The 16565-nt window shown below is 68.0% G+C and carries 18 protein-coding genes; 10 read left to right on the top strand and 8 right to left on the bottom strand.

Annotation, left to right across the window (positions count from 1 at the left end; genetic code table 11):
* The first annotated feature begins 59 nt into the window (after window positions 1-59).
* Window positions 60-1244 carry a formate-dependent phosphoribosylglycinamide formyltransferase gene (purT, locus tag ACWDUN_RS07710; RefSeq protein WP_449926853.1) on the top strand — a complete coding sequence of 395 codons (1185 nt, stop codon included), beginning with the start codon at window positions 60-62 and terminating at the stop codon, window positions 1242-1244.
* Here the strand turns inward: purT and ACWDUN_RS07715 are convergent.
* Together ACWDUN_RS07715 and ACWDUN_RS07720 are read right to left on the bottom strand one after the other, a co-directional pair.
* Entirely contained in the window at window positions 1225-2145 is a 921-nt protein-coding gene (locus tag ACWDUN_RS07715) for a hypothetical protein (protein ID WP_449926855.1), read from the bottom strand. The genes purT and ACWDUN_RS07715 overlap by 20 nt on opposite strands.
* 190 nt (window positions 2146-2335) lie before the next feature.
* The gene (locus tag ACWDUN_RS07720) at window positions 2336-3187 is read right to left on the bottom strand and encodes a Bax inhibitor-1/YccA family protein (RefSeq protein WP_449926858.1); all 852 of its coding nucleotides are present in this window, start codon (window positions 3185-3187) and stop codon (window positions 2336-2338) included.
* Window positions 3188-3369: 182 nt separating this feature from the next.
* Between ACWDUN_RS07720 and ACWDUN_RS07725 the strand changes: the two genes are divergently transcribed.
* Genes ACWDUN_RS07725 through ACWDUN_RS07735 form a run of 3 tightly spaced genes read left to right on the top strand, consistent with a single transcriptional unit; the run spans window position 3370 to window position 6893 of the window.
* Entirely contained in the window at window positions 3370-4404 is a 1035-nt protein-coding gene (locus ACWDUN_RS07725) for an enoyl-CoA hydratase/isomerase family protein (protein WP_449926862.1), read from the top strand.
* A gap of 11 nt (window positions 4405-4415) precedes the next feature.
* Window positions 4416-5198 (top strand): enoyl-CoA hydratase, encoded by a 783-nt coding sequence (locus ACWDUN_RS07730; protein ID WP_449926865.1) that lies wholly within the window; start codon window positions 4416-4418, stop codon window positions 5196-5198.
* A gap of 9 nt (window positions 5199-5207) precedes the next feature.
* Complete coding sequence (locus ACWDUN_RS07735) at window positions 5208-6893, top strand: alpha/beta hydrolase (RefSeq protein WP_449926867.1); 1686 nt, start codon at window positions 5208-5210, stop codon at window positions 6891-6893.
* On the opposite strand, the gene ACWDUN_RS07740 is transcribed toward ACWDUN_RS07735, so the two are convergent.
* Window positions 6876-7256 carry a rhodanese-like domain-containing protein gene (locus ACWDUN_RS07740; RefSeq protein ID WP_449926870.1) on the bottom strand — a complete coding sequence of 127 codons (381 nt, stop codon included), beginning with the start codon at window positions 7254-7256 and terminating at the stop codon, window positions 6876-6878. The two genes, ACWDUN_RS07735 and ACWDUN_RS07740, sit on opposite strands and share 18 nt — an antisense overlap.
* Entirely contained in the window at window positions 7256-7792 is a 537-nt protein-coding gene (locus ACWDUN_RS07745; protein WP_449926873.1) for a cysteine dioxygenase, read from the bottom strand. The genes ACWDUN_RS07740 and ACWDUN_RS07745 overlap by 1 nt, the downstream gene beginning before the upstream one ends.
* A 115-nt stretch (window positions 7793-7907) precedes the next feature.
* On the opposite strand from ACWDUN_RS07745, the gene lpqV reads away from it, so the two are divergent.
* Both lpqV and ACWDUN_RS07755 read left to right on the top strand, forming a co-directional pair.
* Window positions 7908-8330, top strand: coding sequence for a lipoprotein LpqV (gene lpqV / locus ACWDUN_RS07750; RefSeq protein ID WP_449926876.1), 423 nt, complete (start codon window positions 7908-7910; stop codon window positions 8328-8330).
* A 77-nt stretch (window positions 8331-8407) separates the two neighbouring features.
* A complete protein-coding gene (locus tag ACWDUN_RS07755) occupies window positions 8408-9358 on the top strand; it encodes a patatin-like phospholipase family protein (RefSeq protein ID WP_449926879.1) in 951 nt (316 codons plus the stop codon).
* Window positions 9359-9362: 4 nt separating this feature from the next.
* Here ACWDUN_RS07755 and ACWDUN_RS07760 read toward each other — a convergent pair whose 3' ends face one another.
* Together ACWDUN_RS07760 and ACWDUN_RS07765 are read right to left on the bottom strand one after the other, a co-directional pair.
* Window positions 9363-10211 carry a patatin-like phospholipase family protein gene (locus ACWDUN_RS07760; RefSeq protein WP_449926882.1) on the bottom strand — a complete coding sequence of 283 codons (849 nt, stop codon included), beginning with the start codon at window positions 10209-10211 and terminating at the stop codon, window positions 9363-9365.
* The gene (locus ACWDUN_RS07765; RefSeq protein WP_449926885.1) at window positions 10208-11263 is read right to left on the bottom strand and encodes an NAD(P)H-dependent amine dehydrogenase family protein; all 1056 of its coding nucleotides are present in this window, start codon (window positions 11261-11263) and stop codon (window positions 10208-10210) included. Before ACWDUN_RS07765 ends, ACWDUN_RS07760 begins: the two co-directional genes overlap by 4 nt.
* 81 nt (window positions 11264-11344) lie before the next feature.
* Between ACWDUN_RS07765 and ACWDUN_RS07770 the strand changes: the two genes are divergently transcribed.
* The 4 genes from ACWDUN_RS07770 (at window position 11345) to ACWDUN_RS07785 (ending at window position 15803) form a co-directional block, all read left to right on the top strand.
* The gene (locus ACWDUN_RS07770) at window positions 11345-12481 is read left to right on the top strand and encodes a BTAD domain-containing putative transcriptional regulator (RefSeq protein WP_449926888.1); all 1137 of its coding nucleotides are present in this window, start codon (window positions 11345-11347) and stop codon (window positions 12479-12481) included.
* Window positions 12482-12548: 67 nt separating this feature from the next.
* Window positions 12549-14162 (top strand): serine/threonine-protein kinase, encoded by a 1614-nt coding sequence (locus ACWDUN_RS07775; RefSeq protein ID WP_449926891.1) that lies wholly within the window; start codon window positions 12549-12551, stop codon window positions 14160-14162.
* Window positions 14163-14240: 78 nt separating this feature from the next.
* Window positions 14241-14576, top strand: coding sequence for a DUF732 domain-containing protein (locus ACWDUN_RS07780; protein WP_449926894.1), 336 nt, complete (start codon window positions 14241-14243; stop codon window positions 14574-14576).
* Between the two features lie 36 nt (window positions 14577-14612).
* Window positions 14613-15803 (top strand): lipid-transfer protein, encoded by a 1191-nt coding sequence (locus ACWDUN_RS07785; protein ID WP_449926898.1) that lies wholly within the window; start codon window positions 14613-14615, stop codon window positions 15801-15803.
* Here ACWDUN_RS07785 and ACWDUN_RS07790 read toward each other — a convergent pair.
* Both ACWDUN_RS07790 and ACWDUN_RS07795 read right to left on the bottom strand, forming a co-directional pair.
* The gene (locus ACWDUN_RS07790; protein WP_449926901.1) at window positions 15800-16132 is read right to left on the bottom strand and encodes a hypothetical protein; all 333 of its coding nucleotides are present in this window, start codon (window positions 16130-16132) and stop codon (window positions 15800-15802) included. The genes ACWDUN_RS07785 and ACWDUN_RS07790 overlap by 4 nt on opposite strands.
* Entirely contained in the window at window positions 16129-16545 is a 417-nt protein-coding gene (locus ACWDUN_RS07795; protein ID WP_449926904.1) for a hypothetical protein, read from the bottom strand. The genes ACWDUN_RS07790 and ACWDUN_RS07795 overlap by 4 nt, the downstream gene beginning before the upstream one ends.
* Between the last annotated feature and the right edge of the window lie 20 nt (window positions 16546-16565).

Here is a 16565-nt window from a genome sequence, read left to right on the forward strand (position 1 = left end):
GAGGGCGTGAAAATGCGAGTGCACCGCGCCCTCACCGCAGAGTCATAGACTCCGTGCCGATGACCACAATCGGAACACCCCTGTCCCCGAACGCCACCCGGGTGATGCTGCTCGGCTCCGGTGAGCTCGGCCGCGAAGTCCTGATCGCTCTGCAGCGCCTCGGCGTCGAAACGATCGCCGTCGACCGCTACCCGAACGCGCCCGGGCATCAGATCGCCCATCACGCGCGCGTGCTGGCCATGACCGATGCGGACGCGCTGCGCGAGCTGATCGAGACCGAGAAGCCCGATGTGGTGGTGCCCGAGATCGAGGCGATCGCCACGCCGATGCTGGAGGAGCTGGAGGATGCCGGCACGGTGCGGGTGATCCCGACGGCACGGGCGGCCCGGCTGACCATGGACCGCGAGGGCATCCGCCGGCTGGCCGCCGAGACCCTCGGGGTGCCGACGAGCCCGTACCGGTTCTGCGATTCGCTGGCCGAGTTGCAGGCCGCGGTCGCCGAGATCGGCTACCCGTGCGTGGTCAAGCCGGTGATGAGCAGTTCGGGCAAGGGGCAGTCGAAGATCGACTCGGCTGATGGTGTGCAGGCCGCCTGGGAGTACGCCATGTCGGGCAGCCGGGTGAGCAACACCCGCATCATCGTCGAGGGGTTCATCGACTTCGATTACGAGATCACGCTGCTGACGGTGCGCAGCGTCGACGGAACCCAGTTCTGCGAACCGATCGGGCACAAGCAGGTCAGCGGTGACTACGTCGAGAGCTGGCAGCCGCATCCGATGTCCGCCGCGGCGCTGGACGAGGCACAGCGGATCGCGTCCGCGGTGACCGAGAACCTGGGCGGGCAGGGCATTTTCGGCGTCGAGTTGTTCGTCAAGGGCGATCGGGTGTGGTTCAGCGAGGTCAGCCCGCGCCCGCACGATACCGGCATGGTCACGATGATCACGCAGTGGCAGAACGAGTTCGAGTTGCACGCCCGCGCCATCCTCGGTCTGCCCGTGGACACCACGTGCAAGACCCCGGGCGCCAGCGCGGTGATCTACGGCGGCGTGGACGCCGAGGGTGTCGTCTTCGACGGGGTCGACGACGCACTGCGGGTGCCCCACACCGATATTCGCCTGTTCGGCAAGCCGGAGAGCTTCGTCAGGCGCCGGATGGGGGTCGCGCTGGCGTATGACGACGATGTCGATGTCGCGCGTGCCAACGCCGTCGAGGCGGCGAGCCGGGTCACGCCGCGGGTCCCCTAGCTGCCGCCGACGGTGCAACCAGACCGGGATTCCGGTGCGAATCTCGGTCTGAGTGCACAGCCGATGGCCACGCGCGCGACAGCCGACGCAGAACATCGGAACCGGTGTGGCGTTTGGTCGCGCGAATCCGATTCCAACCGAGTTCGACGAGATCCTCGGATCGCACGATGTCCCAGGCGTACTGCCCAGGATCGGTCCGGTGGTGGTCTCCGTCGTATTCGACGGCCAGCTTGAGGTCTTTCCATCCCATGTCCAAGTAGTAGCGCCGGCGGCCGTCGAGGCTGACCACCGGGATCTGGGTCTGCGGCCGCGGATACCCCGCGCGGACGATCAACAGCCGCAGCCACGTCTCGCGGGGTGACTCCGAGCCCGCGTCGTGCAGCTTGAGGGCAGCGGCGAACTGCCGCAGACCGGGCTTGCCGCCGTGCCGCGAACGCGCCCACGCGAGCACTTCCGGAGCGCGGAACCGTCGGGCATGACCCAACGCGTCGAGCCTGGCGACTGCGTCGTCGAGCGAACCGCGGCGACCCAGGTCGAACACCGTGCGTTCGACCGACGTCACCGGCAATCCCCATCGCCCTGCCTCGGTGATCTCGTCAGCGTGCAATTTCTGGTTGTAGGTGAGAATCCCCTGCGGGGGCCGCCGATTGGTCCAGATCAGCTCCACGGGCCGGGAGTCCTCCACATAGGACGCGCCGTGCAGCGCCGAGGCGGTGAGCCCGGCCAGGACACCGTTGCGGCGCGACCACAGCCACGCCGCCATGGCCCGCTGGTCGGGTGTCAGTTCTGCGCCGGGCTCGACGTACACGTCCGGGTGGATGGCTGCGAACCGAGTGGCGAGCCGGTACTTCGAGATACGTCCGGCGGCCACTGCCTCGCTACCGATGAAAGGTTGCGTCATGAATCGAGATTCGCGTCCCGACCGCACCAAGCACAGCCCCGCCGGAAGATCTGTGGATAAAGCGCTACCGACGGTGCACTCAGATCGACTTTCCGGCCCAAAAGTCGATCTGGACGCACCGTCGGCGTCGAACCGCAGAGTCAACGAAAAAGGGCGCCCCGTGCGGGACGCCCTTTCTCTGGCCGGACTGCTAGTCGTTGTTGAAGTAACTCAGCAGACGCAGGATCTCCAGGTACAGCCACACCAGGGTGACCATCAGGCCCAGGGCGACGCCCCATGCGGCCTTCTCCGGAGCACCGGCGCGGATCATCTGGTCGGCCGCGTCGAAGTCGATCAGGAAGCTGAACGCCGCCAGCGCGATGCACAGCAGCGAGAAGCCGATCGCGATGGCGCCGCCGTCGCGCAGGCCCATGCCCGCACCGCCGCCGACACCGAACAGGCCGAGCACCAGGTTCACCAGCATCAGCGCGACGACACCGAACAGGCCGGCGACGATCATCCGGGTGAACTTCGGGGTGACGCGGATGGCGCCGGTCTTGTAGACCACGAGCATGCCGAAGAACACGCCGAGCGTGCCGACGATCGCCTGCGCGATCATGCCGACACCGCCGACCGAGGCCAGGTTGGCGATGATGAACGACACCGCACCCAGGAACAGACCCTCCAGCGCCGCGTAGCTCAGCACGATGGCCGGGTTGTCCTGCTTACGACCGAAGGTCGCGACGAGCACCAGGGCCAGGCCGCCGAGCGCGCCGACCAGGGTGAACGGCGTCGCCAGACCGAGGTTCTGGCTCACCATGTAGTACGAGACGACGGCCACCGCGGTCAGCAGTGCCAGGCTGATGCCGGTCTTGGTGACGACGTCGTCGATGGTCATCGGCCGGGAGACACCGGCCTGCTGCTGATCGGGGTACTGCGCCGTATAAGGATCCGCATGCACCTGCTGCGCACCGAAGCTTGCGGCTCCGGTACCGAACTGCGCGTATCCGCCCTGCTGCCCCTTGGGCAGCGATCGGAATACCGGGTTGCTGCTTTCGCGCACCGTAGGTCCTCTCCTTCAGTACTGGTGGTTCGAGGTACGAACACACGATCAACGATCATGGCCCCGAACAGGTTCCCGCGATAGCCCTGCACTGAGAGTGTTCTCAGGTTCTGACCGGGTTGATCTTGAGCCAAACCCTACCCGTCGCACGTCACGCGTGGACTACGAACTAGATTGCAATCGTGGCAGAAAACGAGGACATCCTAGTAAGTGTCCGCAACGGCGTCGGAACCGTGACGTTGAACCGCCCGAAGGCGATCAACTCGCTCAACGACGTCATGGTCGCCGGCCTGCAACAGGCGCTCACGGACTGGGAGAACGACGACGCCGTCACGGCCGTGCTGCTGACCGGCGCCGGCGAACGCGGTCTGTGCGCCGGCGGCGACGTGGTCGCGCTGTATCACAGCGCCAAGGCCGACGGCTCCTACGCTCGCACGTTCTGGTGGGACGAGTATCTGCTCAACGCCCACATCGGCCGTTACCGCAAGCCCTATATCGCGCTGATGGACGGCATCGTGATGGGCGGCGGGGTCGGCGTCGCCGCGCACGGCAACGTCCGTGTCGTCACCGAGAAGACCAAGATGGGCATGCCCGAGGTCGGCATCGGCTTCATCCCCGATGTCGGCGGCACGTTCCTGCTGTCCCGCGCCCCCGGTCGGCTCGGCCTGCACGCCGCGTTGACCGGCGCCCCGTTCTCCGGCGCCGACGCGATCGCGATGGGTTTCGCCGACCATTTCGTCCCGCACGCCAGGCTGCAGGACTTCGCCGAAGCCGTCATCACCGACGGGCACGAGGACGCCCTGAACAGTTACGCCGAGGAGCCACCGGCCAGTGCGCTGCTGGCCCAGCGCGACTGGATCGACAGCTGCTACGCCGGTAACACCGTCGCCGAGATCCTCGACGATCTGCGCGGCCACGACGAGCAGGCCGCCCGCGACGCCGCCGAGCTGATCGCCACCCGCTCCCCCATCGCGCTGGCCGTCACCCTGACCGCGGTGCGCCGCGCGGAGCATCTGGCCACCCTGGAAGAAGTACTGCAGCAGGAGTTCCGGGTGTCGGTGGCCTCGGCGAAGTCGCATGATTTCATCGAGGGCATCCGCGCCCAGCTGGTCGACAAGGACCGCAACCCGCAATGGTCCCCCGCCACACTGGAAGCGGTCGACGACGCCGCCATCGACGCCTATTTCGCCTCCGCCGACCCTGATCTCACCTTCTGACAAGGATCATCATGACGACAGAGAATTACGAGACCATCCTGGTGACCCGCGACGGCCGGGTCGCCACCATCACGCTGAATCGCCCCAAGGCGCTGAACGCGCTCAACAGCCAGGTGATGCACGAAGTCACCACCGCCGCAGCCGAACTCGACGACGACCCGGGTATCGGTGCGATCATCCTGACCGGCAGCGAGAAGGCCTTCGCCGCCGGCGCCGACATCAAGGAGATGGCCGACCTGTCCTTCGCGGACGTGTTCGGCCAGGATTTCTTTGCCCTATGGGGCAAGTTCGCCGCCACCCGCACACCCACCATCGCCGCGGTCGCCGGTTACGCCCTGGGCGGCGGCTGCGAACTGGCCATGATGTGCGATCTGCTGATCGCCGCCGACACCGCGAAATTCGGCCAGCCCGAGATCAAACTCGGCGTGCTGCCCGGCATGGGCGGCAGCCAGCGGCTCACCCGCGCCATCGGCAAGGCCAAGGCGATGGACCTGATCCTGACCGGTCGCACCATCGACGCCGCCGAAGCCGAACGCAGCGGCCTGGTGTCGCGCGTCGTGCCGGCCGACAGCCTGCTCGACGAGGCCAATGCCACCGCGGCCACGATTGCGGGGATGTCGCGCTCGGCGGCCCGGATGGCCAAGGAGGCGGTCAACCGCGCCTTCGAGTCGACGCTGACCGAGGGTCTGCTCTACGAACGACGGATCTTCCACTCGGCGTTCGCCACCGAAGACCAGAAGGAAGGGATGGCCGCGTTCACCGAGAAGCGCGCGGCGAACTTCACGCATCGCTAAGGTCGAGCGGTGACCGCCACCGCCGAGCAGGACGTGACCCAAGCGCCGCCCAAGCGCGCGTGGTGGATTCGGCACTACACCTTCACCGGTACCGCGGTCGGCCTGATCTTCATCTGGCTGTCGCTGACCCCGTCGCTGCTGCCGCGTGGCCCACTGTTCCAGGGCCTGGTCAGCGGCGCGGCCGGGGCGATCGGCTACAGCCTCGGTGTGTTTGCCGTGTGGCTGGTGCGCTATATGCGTTCCAAGGACACCAGTCCGGCACCGCCCAAGCGAGCGTGGCTAGTGCTCATCGCCGTCGGCGTCATCGGCCAGGTCGCGGCGATCGTCTACTTCCACGTCTGGCAGGACGATATCCGGGACCTGATGGGCGTTCCGCGGCTGGGCTTCTGGGACCACCCGCTGACCGCCGTGCTGGCGATCGTGTTCCTCTTCCTGTTCGTCGAACTCGGTCAGCTGGTCGGCATGTTGATCCGTTACCTGGTGCGCCAACTCGAGCGCATCGCACCGCCGCGGGTCTCCGGGGTGGTGGCCGTCGCCCTGGTGCTCGCACTGGCCGTCGCGCTGCTCAACGGCATCGTGGTGCGGTTCGCGATGAGCACCATCAACAACACCTTCGAGACCGTCAACAACGAGGATGACCCCGACAACCCGGCTCCCACAACGGTTCTGCGTTCCGGCGGCCCACAGTCACTGGTCAGCTGGGAATCGCTGGGACATCAGGGCCGCAATTTCGTCGCCGGCGGCCCCTCGGTCGAGGAACTGTCCGACTTCAACGGATCCCCCGCCACCGAACCGATCCGCGCCTACGCCGGACTGAACTCCGCCGACGGCATCAAGGCCACCGCCCGGCTGGCCGCCGACGAGTTGCGCCGCACCGGTGGGCTCGACCGCGAGGTCATCGCGATCGCCACCACGACCGGCACCGGCTGGATCAACGAGGCCGAGGCGTCGTCGCTGGAGTACATGTACAACGGCGATACCGCGATCGTGTCGATGCAGTACTCGTTCCTGCCCAGTTGGATCTCGTTCCTGGTCGACCAGGAGAACGCCCTGCAGGCCGGCCAGGCGTTGTTCGAGGCGGTCGACGCCATGGTGCGCGAGCTACCCGAAGCCGAGCGCCCCAGGGTGGTGGTGTTCGGGGAGAGTCTCGGCTCGTTCGGCGGTGAGGCCCCGTTCCTGGCGCTGAACAATCTGATCGCCCGTACCGACGGCGCGCTGTTCTCCGGCCCGACGTTCAAGAACACCATCTGGAACACCCTCACCCACGACCGTGACGCGGGATCGCCGCAGTGGCTTCCGATCTACGACAAGGGTGAGAACGTCCGCTTCTCGGCAAGGGCGGCACAGGATCTGGGCCGGCCCGACGATCCCTGGGGCCGGCCGCGGGTGGTCTATCTGCAGCACGCCTCGGACCCGATCTCCTGGTGGAATCCCGATCTGCTGTTCGCCAAACCGGACTGGCTCAAGGAACCGCGCGGCTACGACGTGTCCGGACGCATGGAGTGGATCCCGGTCGTCACCTTCCTGCAGGTGTCCGCCGATATGGCTGTGGCGGTGGACGTTCCGGACGGGCACGGCCACGTCTACGTGCGCGACGTCGCCAACGCGTGGGCGGCGATCCTGCAGCCACCGGGCTGGACATCCGACAAGACCGAGCGGCTCCGTCCGCTGCTGCGCTCAGACGAGAGCAGCTGAACGCAGTTCGTCCGGCAGCGCGTGATAGCCGCCGATGACATCGGTGGCCCTGTGCAGGCCCAGATCCTGCAGTGCGGCGGCGGCCAGACTGGAGGTGTAGCCCTGCGAGCACAGCACGATCCACTCGACGTCGTCGCCGACGGCCTGCGGGATGCGCGCGTCACTGGTCGGATCACAGCGCCATTCCAGGACATTACGTTCGATCACCAGCGCCGCGGGAACCTGTCCCTCGGCGGCGCGCTGTGCGGCCGGCCGAATGTCGACCAGCACCGCCCCGCGTCGCAGCGCGGCAGGCACCTCGGCGGCAGGCATCCGGCGCAACCGCCTGCGGGCGGCGTCCAGCACGTCGTCGATCCTGCTCATCACTCCGGCACCTCGGTCAGTTCGGTCCGGTTGCGGCGCAATGTGTTCCGCCCGGTCACCGAGTAGTAGGACATGGCGGTCAGCGGCGGCGAGTAGGCGTGCACGCTCAGCGTGGGCATCGCCGCGCCGCCCACCGACACCGACTCGCGCGCCCACACCACGTCGTGCACCCAGCCCAGCGGGAAGGCGGCCTGATCGCCGGCGACCAGCCGACGCTCACGCAGCGCATCACCGTCCCATCTGGTCTCGCGCAGCGCACCGGACACCACGGTCAACGCGCCGAGCGACCCACCGTGGTCGTGCAGTTCGGTGGACTTGTCCGGAACCCAGCTGATCAACCAGATGTCGAGTTCCTCGTCGCCGTGCAGGCGCGTGTACCAACGCTCGTCCGTCGGCAGTCCACCGCCGTCCAGCAGCCGGTCGTGACGCCCGGAGAGGACATCGTCGGCGCAGCGGTCGGTGGCCGAGAGCAGATCAGGAAGACGCAACCGGGTCGGCGCGGACACGGCGGGCGGGGACAGCACAGGGGCGGCCATGAAAACTCCAGGAAAGGAAAGGGATGTTCGGGAACGCGCAGCTCAACGAGCGCGACAACAGTTCCTGAAACCGATCACCTGGGGCATGACCGCGAGTGTTGCATAGATTGGCCACATGCGCCGCTTCCCGATCACCGTGTACGCCGTAGCCGCCACCGTCCTGCTGGCCGGGTGCGGGTCCGAGGCACCGGAGTCCCCGAGCACTCCGTCGGCGGCCCCGACGTCGACCACCGAGGCGCCGCGGCTGCCCGCCGAGGCCGCTCCCACCGGCGGGGTGCGGGTGTCCCCGGACGGGGTGACGACGGTTGTCGATGTCCCGTCTGAAGCCACAGAATCGCAGTACGGCCAGGCGTGTCTTGCCGCCAAGCGCTGGTTCGATGAGCACCGCGAGCCGGTCGAGGCCTATCTGAAGACGGTGCAGGCCGACGGTGCCGTCGGCCCCGGCAGCTTCGATCAACCATGGGTGGAGCTCACGCCGGCGCAGCAGGCCGGGGTGATCATGGCCGCCAACGCCGCCGCCCGCGGCGAGTGCGGCTGAGTCTTTTCGATCACACCGAGCCGAAGTGGCGTCGGTGACCCGGCCGCCAACGCCGCGGGGCCTGGAGAATGGGAACCATGCGGATTGCGCTGGCACTGGGCAGCGGGGGTGCGCGCGGCTACGCGCACATCGGGGTGATCAACGAACTGCACGAGCGGGGCTATGAGATCGTCGGCGTCGCCGGGTCCTCGATGGGCGCCCTGGTCGGCGGCCTGCACGCCGCCGGCAAGCTCGACGAGTTCGCGGACTGGGCGGGGTCGCTGACCCAGCGTGCGGTGCTGCGACTGCTGGACCCGTCCCTCAGCTCGCCCGGGGTGCTGCGGGCCGGCAAGATCCTCGACGCGGTACGCGACATCCTGGGCGACGTCACCATCGAGGCGTTGCCCATCCCGTACACCTCCGTGGCCACCGACCTGCTGACCGGGAAGTCCGTGTGGCTGCAGCGCGGCCGGCTCGACGACGCGATCCGCGCCTCGATCGCGATACCGGGGATCTTCACCCCGCATGTGTTCGACGGACGGCTGCTCGCCGACGGCGGCATCCTGGACCCGCTGCCGATGGCCCCGCTGTCGGCGGTCAACGCGGATCTGACCATCGCGGTGAGCCTGTCCGGTGGTGATCCGGCGGTGCGGTTGAGCGATCCCGAGCCCCGGGTGACCACCGAGTGGCTGGGCCGGATGTGGCGCAGCACAACGGCTTTGCTGGACACGTCGACGGCGCAGCGGATGATGGACAGCGCCGCGGCGAAGTCGGTGCTCAGCCGGTTCAGCAGTTCGCTGGACGAGGCGCCGGAGGAGCCGACCGAAGGTGTGGCGGCACTTCCCCGGCTCGGCAGCTTCGAGATCATGAACCGCACCATCGATATCGCGCAGTCCGCACTGGCCCGGCACACGCTGGCCACCTACCCGCCGGATCTGCTGATCGAGGTGCCGCGCAACGCATGCCGAAGCCTGGAGTACCACCGGGCCGAGGAGGTCATCGAGATCGGCCAGGAACTCGCCGCGGTGGCGCTCGACGCAGTGCGGTGATCGGTCAGGCCAGAAACTCGGTGAGCGCGGCCGCCACCGCACGCCCCTGCGCGTGCCCGGCGCTCGCCGACGGTCGACGACATGCCGGGTCCAGCGGATTGCTGCCGAAGGCTGTCAGCGCGTCGTCATCGGCGAATACCGCGAATGTCGCACCACCGAACGCCTCGATCTCGGCGGCCGTGCCGTCACCGAACGGCGAGGGCGTGTCGACGCCGGCGGGTACCAGCACCACAGCCGCGTCGCAGTCCGCCGCGACGGGCATGTGCACGCTGCTGGCCACGCCGCCGTCCATGTAGCGGCGGCCCGCGATCGTCACCGGCGGCCAGGCGCCCGGCACCGCACAACTGGCGGCCACGGCGTCGACCAGCGATACCCCCGATTCGCGGGTGAAAACCACCAGTTCGCCGGTGGCGGTGTCGATCGCGGTGATGCGCACGTCCCGGTCGGGCCAGTCAAAAGCGGGTAGTCGGTGCTCGATCACCGCGCGCCGCACGCTCTCGGGCACGGTGTCGGCGGCCAGGGCGACCCGGCCGATGCGCCGCAGTCGGTCTCCCGTCCCGCCCGACCCACCGAGTGCATCGAGGAACACCGCGGTCAACTCGTCGATCGTGACACCGGGATCGATCTCGCGGGTGTGCTCGGCGCGCTGGCGCTCATACAGGTCCCCGATGGCGGTGCCGCTGCCGATCTGCGCCGAGACCGCCGACCCGGCCGAGGTGCCGACCAGTACGTCGGCCGCCAGCAGCGCGTCGGCGGTATCGGGTGCCTGCGCGGCTATCCCGGCGAGTACGCCGGTCTCCCAAGCTATTCCGGCTACCCCACCGCCGGCCAGCACCAGCGCGCGCCGCTTCATCCCCGGCGCAGCGACGGTGCGGCCTTGGCGCCGAACAGCGGCAGGTCCAGATAGGTGGCCACCCCCGGTGGGGCCGCACACACCGCGGGGATCGAGTTGACGCAGTGCGCGGCGGTTGCGACGACGCCGGGCTCGGGTCCCTTTTCACCGACCTGCCCCTGAAATCCGGTGATGGCGACCTTGAAATCGGGGTTGCCGCGGACCTCCATCTCGTACCGCTGCCCCTCGGGGCCGAAATCCCATGCCGGATCCAGGTTCTGCTCACCCATGAGCCAGTTGACCGTCACCCGCACCACCACCGTGTCCCCGACGAGGGCCTCCCAGTGGAACTTGCGGCCGGCCACCTGACCGGGCTCGATCGTGCCGATCGGTGATTCGATCGCGGCGGTGGCGACGGCGATCTCCTGCCGCGCAACGATCTTGGGATCGGCGGCGAACCCGAAGGAGTCGACGCACATCTTGACCGCCTGGATGAAGCCGCCGTCGAGCAGCTTCTGCATGGGACCCGACAGCGCCTTGTCCGGTGTCTCGCCAAAACCCATCACGTGCCGCACCACATCGGGGGCGTCATAGGTGCGCAAGTCGGAGAACTCCTCGGCGCGAACGAAAGTGACGCCGGTCGACATCACCGAGAACAGGATCGGAAACTTCTCGCTGATGCCACCGGGCGCGATACCGGTGCCATGCAGCGTCGCGTTGCCGGCCAGGCCGGCCTCGCGCAGCGGCGCGGCCTGCTTCTCACTCGGGTACACCCAACCGACCGGGGTGACGACGTTCTTGCCCGACCGCAACAACGCGGCCACCTGATCGGCGTCGGGCAGCAGGGGCGCGTAGATGACGGCATCTGCGTCCAGCGCCAGGATGTCCTCGACGCTGGAGGTGGCGCGGACGCCGATCGGTTCAACTCCGATCAGTTCGCCGACATCGCGACCGTCCTTGGCCGCCGAGTGCACCCAGCAGCCGACGAGTTCGAGGTCGGGATGTTCGAGCACCCCTTTGATGGCGGCCACTCCCACCCCGCCGGTGGCCCACTGCACGACCCGCAATGCCATCGTCACCCCTTCCGCAAAACTAGAACACGTTCTACCACTTTCCGGGCCGGCTCAGGCGGCATCCGGGCACAATCGTTGATCATGAACAGCGAGGGCCTGGATTTCGGGGTGCTCGGACCGTTGCAACTCACCGTCGACGGCGCCCCGGTGCCGCTGGGCACACCGAAACAGCGCGCGGTACTGGCGATGCTGGTGATGAGCCGGAACCGGCCGGTCAGCAGCGACTCACTGGCCGCCGCCGCCTGGGAGCAGTATCCGCCGCCGGAGCCCAAGGCCAGCCTGCACTCCTACGTGTCCAACCTGCGCAAGCTGATCGGCCGTTCCGGTGCCGACGGCCGCAGCGTGCTGGCCGGCGCGCCGCCGGGCTATCGACTGAGCGTCACCGAGGCGCAATGCGATATCGGCCGGTTCGCAGCGGCCAAGAACGCCGGCGTGCAGGCCGCCGCGGACGGCCGTTTCGAACAGGCCGGCATTCATCTGGCCGACGCCCTGGCGCAGTGGCGCGGACCGGTGCTCGACGATCTGCGCGATTTCGCGTTCGTCAGTCCGTTCGCCACCGCCCTGATGGAGGACAAGGTGATGGTGCACACCGCCCACGCCGAGGCCGAGATCGCCTGCAACCGCGGGTATGCCGTCATCGGTTCGCTGGAGGCACTGGTGGCCGAGCATCCCTATCGCGAGCCGCTGTGGACGCAGCTGATCACCGCGTACTACCTCAGCGACCGGCAGTCCGACGCGTTGGACGCCTTTCACCGGCTGCGCACCACATTGGCCGACGATCTCGGTATCGACCCCGGCCCGACGGCGCGCGCGCTGTCCGAACGGATTCTGCGGCAGGAACCGCTCAACGTGCGACAGGCCGCGCGCACCACCGCCGTGCACCAGATCTCGCGCATCGACCTGCGCACCGCGGTCGGGTCACCGCCGGCGCCCGCCCAGATCCGGGCCGCCACCGGCCGGGTCTTCCCGTTGGCGGCCGCGGCGACGCGGATCGGCCGACTACCCGACAACGACATCGTGCTCGACGATGTGAGTGTCAGCCGTCACCACGCCGTACTCATCGACACCGGGACCAGTTTCGTGATCACCGATCTGCGGTCGGCCAACGGGGTGGAGGTCAGCGGCCGCCGCATCCGCGGGACGGCCACCCTCAACCACGGCGACCGCATCCGGATCTGCGATCACGAGTTCGTCTTCGAGATCCTCGCGGCGGACTGATCTCCTGCGGTGAGCGGCCTGCGAACCGGTTAGGGTGATGGGCCGATGAGCTGACAGGGGTAGGTGGATGAGTGAGCCGACTTCGCGGGTCGGTACCGACTTCGGCCGGTACAGATTGCGCCGTCTCATCGGACGCGGCGGCATGGGCGAGGTCTACGAGGCCGAGGACACCGAGAAGGACCGCATCGTCGCGCTGAAGCTGCTGCCCGAGAGCGTGTCCCACGATCCGGTGTTCCGCAAACGACTGCAGCGCGAGGCGCATTCGGCCGGCCGACTGCTGGAACCGCATGTGGTGCCCATCCACGACTACGGCGAGATCGACGGTGTGCTGTACGTCGACATGCGGATGATCAACGGTGCGGACCTGCGCACGATCCTCAAGAGCTACGGGCCGATGACACCGGCCCGCGCGGTCGCCATCATCCGCCAGATCGCCTCGGCGCTCGACGCCGCCCACGAGAGCGGCATCATGCACCGCGACGTCAAGCCGGAGAACATCCTGATCACCCGGGACGATTTCGCCTACCTGGTGGACTTCGGCATCGCCAACGCCGCCAGTGACGAGAAGCTGACCGAAATGGGTACGGCGGTGGGCACTTACGCCTACATGGCGCCGGAGCGATTCACCAGCGACGAGGTGACCTACCGGGCCGACGTCTACGCGCTGACGTGCGTACTGCACGAGTGCCTGACCGGATCCCAGCCCTACCCGGGCGACAGCGTGAGCATGGTCATCACCGCGCATCTGATGCAGCCGATCCCGCTGCCGAGCCAGACGCGGCCCGGGATTCCGCCCGCGTTCGACCGGGTGATCGCCCGCGGGATGGCCAAGAAGCCCGTCGACCGCTTCGCCAGTGCCGGCGATCTGGCCGCCGCCGCCACCGACGCGTTGAGCATGCGCGACCAGGATCGGGCGGCGGATATCGGTATCCGGCCGGGCCCGATTCCGCCGCCTCCGTTCGGGGCCACGCCACCGCCGTTCGGCACGCCACCGCCGGGCGCGACACCGGCGCCGTTCCATGCCTCCGGTCCCACCTGGAACGCCGCACCCCGGCCACCGGGGCCCGCGCGGGCGGGAAAGAAGACGCCGTGGGTCCCGATCGCCGCCGCCGCGGCGGTGTTGATCCTGGTCCTCGGTGCCGTCGGGATCTTCCTGCTGGTGCAGCCCGATGACACCAGGACGGCCGCGCCGAGCACCAGTGCGTCGGCCGCCGCCGAGACCACCACCCCTACCTCGCGCACCCGTACCCCCGATCCGGCGGCCATGCAGGACCGGCTGTTCGGGATGCTGCCGCAGGGTTATGACCCCGGCGTCTGCCAGCCGGTGGTGCCGCCCGTCCGCGGCGCGCTGGCGACGGCCGATTGCGGCCAGTCCAGCCTGCCCGGCGGTCCGGCGGCATCGCGCTACTCGCTGTTCAGCGACCAGGGCACGCTGCGGGCCAACTTCGAGGACGCCATCGACGAGAACTCGGAACTGTTCGCCTGCCCCGGCAGCGACCGCGTCTCCCCGACCACCTGGCACTACACCGACACCCCGGGCACGGCCGAGGGGTCGATCGCCTGCGGCACGTACGACGGCGGCCCGGACATCACCTGGACCAGGAACGACGGACTGCTGCTGGGCAATGCGCAGGGCGGCACCATCGAGGAACTGCACCAATGGTGGCTGGCCTACGGCTGAGCCGCGTCCCAAGAATCCTTCAAGGACGTCGTTGGACCCTGTCGGCACACATTCGCCAGACACGGGAGAGAGCACGACATGTCCAGCACCACGCGCCTGCTCCAGCTGACCGGCCTCGCACTGGCCGCCGGCACGATCGGACTGTGCACGTCCGGCGTCGCGGGCGCGGTGACCTCGGCGGCCGATTCGGCCTTCCTGGCCGATCTACGTGCCGAGGGCATCGGCTACGAGTCGGCAGGCGAGGTCATCGCCAATGCCTATCAGGTGTGCAGTGAACTCGATTCCGGACTGAGCGCCACCGACATCGGACTGGACATCATCGACTACACCGGGGTCAACGCCCGTCAGGCCGCGGCGTTCATAGTCAATTCGGTGGACTACTACTGCCCGGAGCACGCCGGCGCGTTCGGCTAAGTTGACCTGAACCGCAATGTAGCGAAAGGGACAGCCATGCCGAATCGTGTGTTCGTCGTCGGGGTCGGGATGACCAAGTTCGAAAAGCCCGGCCGCCGCGAGGGCTGGGACTATCCGGACATGGCACGCGAATCGGGCACCAAGGCGCTCGAGGATGCCGGCATCTCCTATCAGCAGGTCCAGCAGGGCTACGTCGGCTACTGCTCGGGGGACTCGACTTCAGGACAGCGCGCGCTCTACGAGCTCGGCATGACCGGTATCCCGATCGTCAACGTCAACAACAACTGCTCCACCGGGTCGACGGCGCTTTACCTTGCCGCGCAATCCATCCGGGGCGGTTTGGCCGACTGCGCGATCGCGCTGGGCTTCGAGAAGATGCAGCCGGGGTCACTGGGTGGCGGGGCGCAGGACCGCGAATCGCCGCTGGGCAAGCACGTGAAGGCGCTGGCCGAGATCGACGAGTTCGGATTCCCGGTGGCGCCGTGGATGTTCGGCGCAGCCGGTCGCGAGCACATGAAGAAATACGGCACCACCGCGGAGCATTTCGCCAAGATCGGCTACAAGAACCACAAGCACTCGGTCAACAACCCGTACGCGCAGTTCCAGGACGAGTACACCCTCGACGACATCCTGGCCGCCAAGTTGATCTCCGATCCGCTGACCAAACTGCAGTGCTCGCCCACCTCCGACGGCTCGGGCGCGGCCATCCTGGCCAGTGAGTCCTTCGTCGATCAGCATGGATTGGCCGGGCAGGCCGTCGAGATCGTCGGCCAGGCGATGACCACCGATTTCACCTCCACCTTCGACGGCAGTGCGGCGAACATCATCGGTTATGACATGAATGTCCAAGCCGCGCACCAGGTGTACGACCAGTCCGGGCTGGGTCCGCAGGACTTCCAGGTGATCGAACTGCACGACTGCTTCAGCGCCAACGAGTTGTTGCTCTACGAGGCGCTGGGACTGTGCGCCCCTGGTGAAGCGCCGGCGTTGATCGATGACGACGACACCACCTACGGCGGTCGGTGGGTGGTCAATCCGTCGGGCGGACTGATCTCCAAGGGACATCCGTTGGGTGCGACCGGCTTGGCGCAGTGCGCCGAATTGACCTGGCAGTTGCGCGGCACCGCCGACAAGCGGCAGGTCTCCGGCGTCGAGGCCGCGCTGCAGCACAATATCGGCCTGGGTGGGGCGGCGGTGGTGACCGCCTATCAGCGCGCCGAGCGTTAGGGCTTTCCCCGGTTCGGTGTCTGCTGCGCCACCCCGTGGCGCAGCGGGGTCGTGCCCTGTGCGGCGGTCGATTCCTGAACCGGTGACCCTCCCGGCGTGCCTTCGACTCCCGGCGCGTTGGCCGGGTTTCCCGGCGACGGGGCGGCGCCCGCTTCGAGTTCGCGTTGCCGGGCCTCCAACACTTCGAGCACCGGCACCCGGGCGGCATGGCCCGCCTCATGGGTCAGCACCGCGGTGAGCTGTTCGAGGTCGAGCGCACGGATCCGGTGGCGCAGATCGCCGAGTGAGATCTGGTCGTAGTCCGGGATGGGCAGATTGTCCTCGCTCATGGTTCATCGCTCCTTCGCGTCACGTCTTCGACCACGGGGAACAGGGATTCGCCGTCCTCGGGTGCTCCGTCGATCTGGCCGTGATGCACCCCGGATGCGCCCTCGGCGACATCGCTGCCCTCGATCACGGTGTCCGCGCCGGCGGCATCCGCGGCGTCTCGGCTGTCGACGGCCTCGGGCACGACATCGGGTTCCTCTTCGGCCAGGCGCTGATCGAGCGTCTCGCCGGCACGTTGTTCCTCGGCGGACATGCCGAATTTGTCGACACCGCTCCAGTCCTCGGGCGGGTCGACGACCTCGTCACCGTCATCGTTGAGCACGTCATCGGAGTCGGTGGCTTCCATGGGGCTCAGCATGTCGTCGGCGCCGCCGAGATCGTTGGCGGATTCGGTATCGGCGTTGTCGGTAACCATGCCTCCTTGCATTGCCATCT

The sequence above is a fragment of the Mycobacterium sp. NPDC003323 genome (assembly GCF_053589535.1).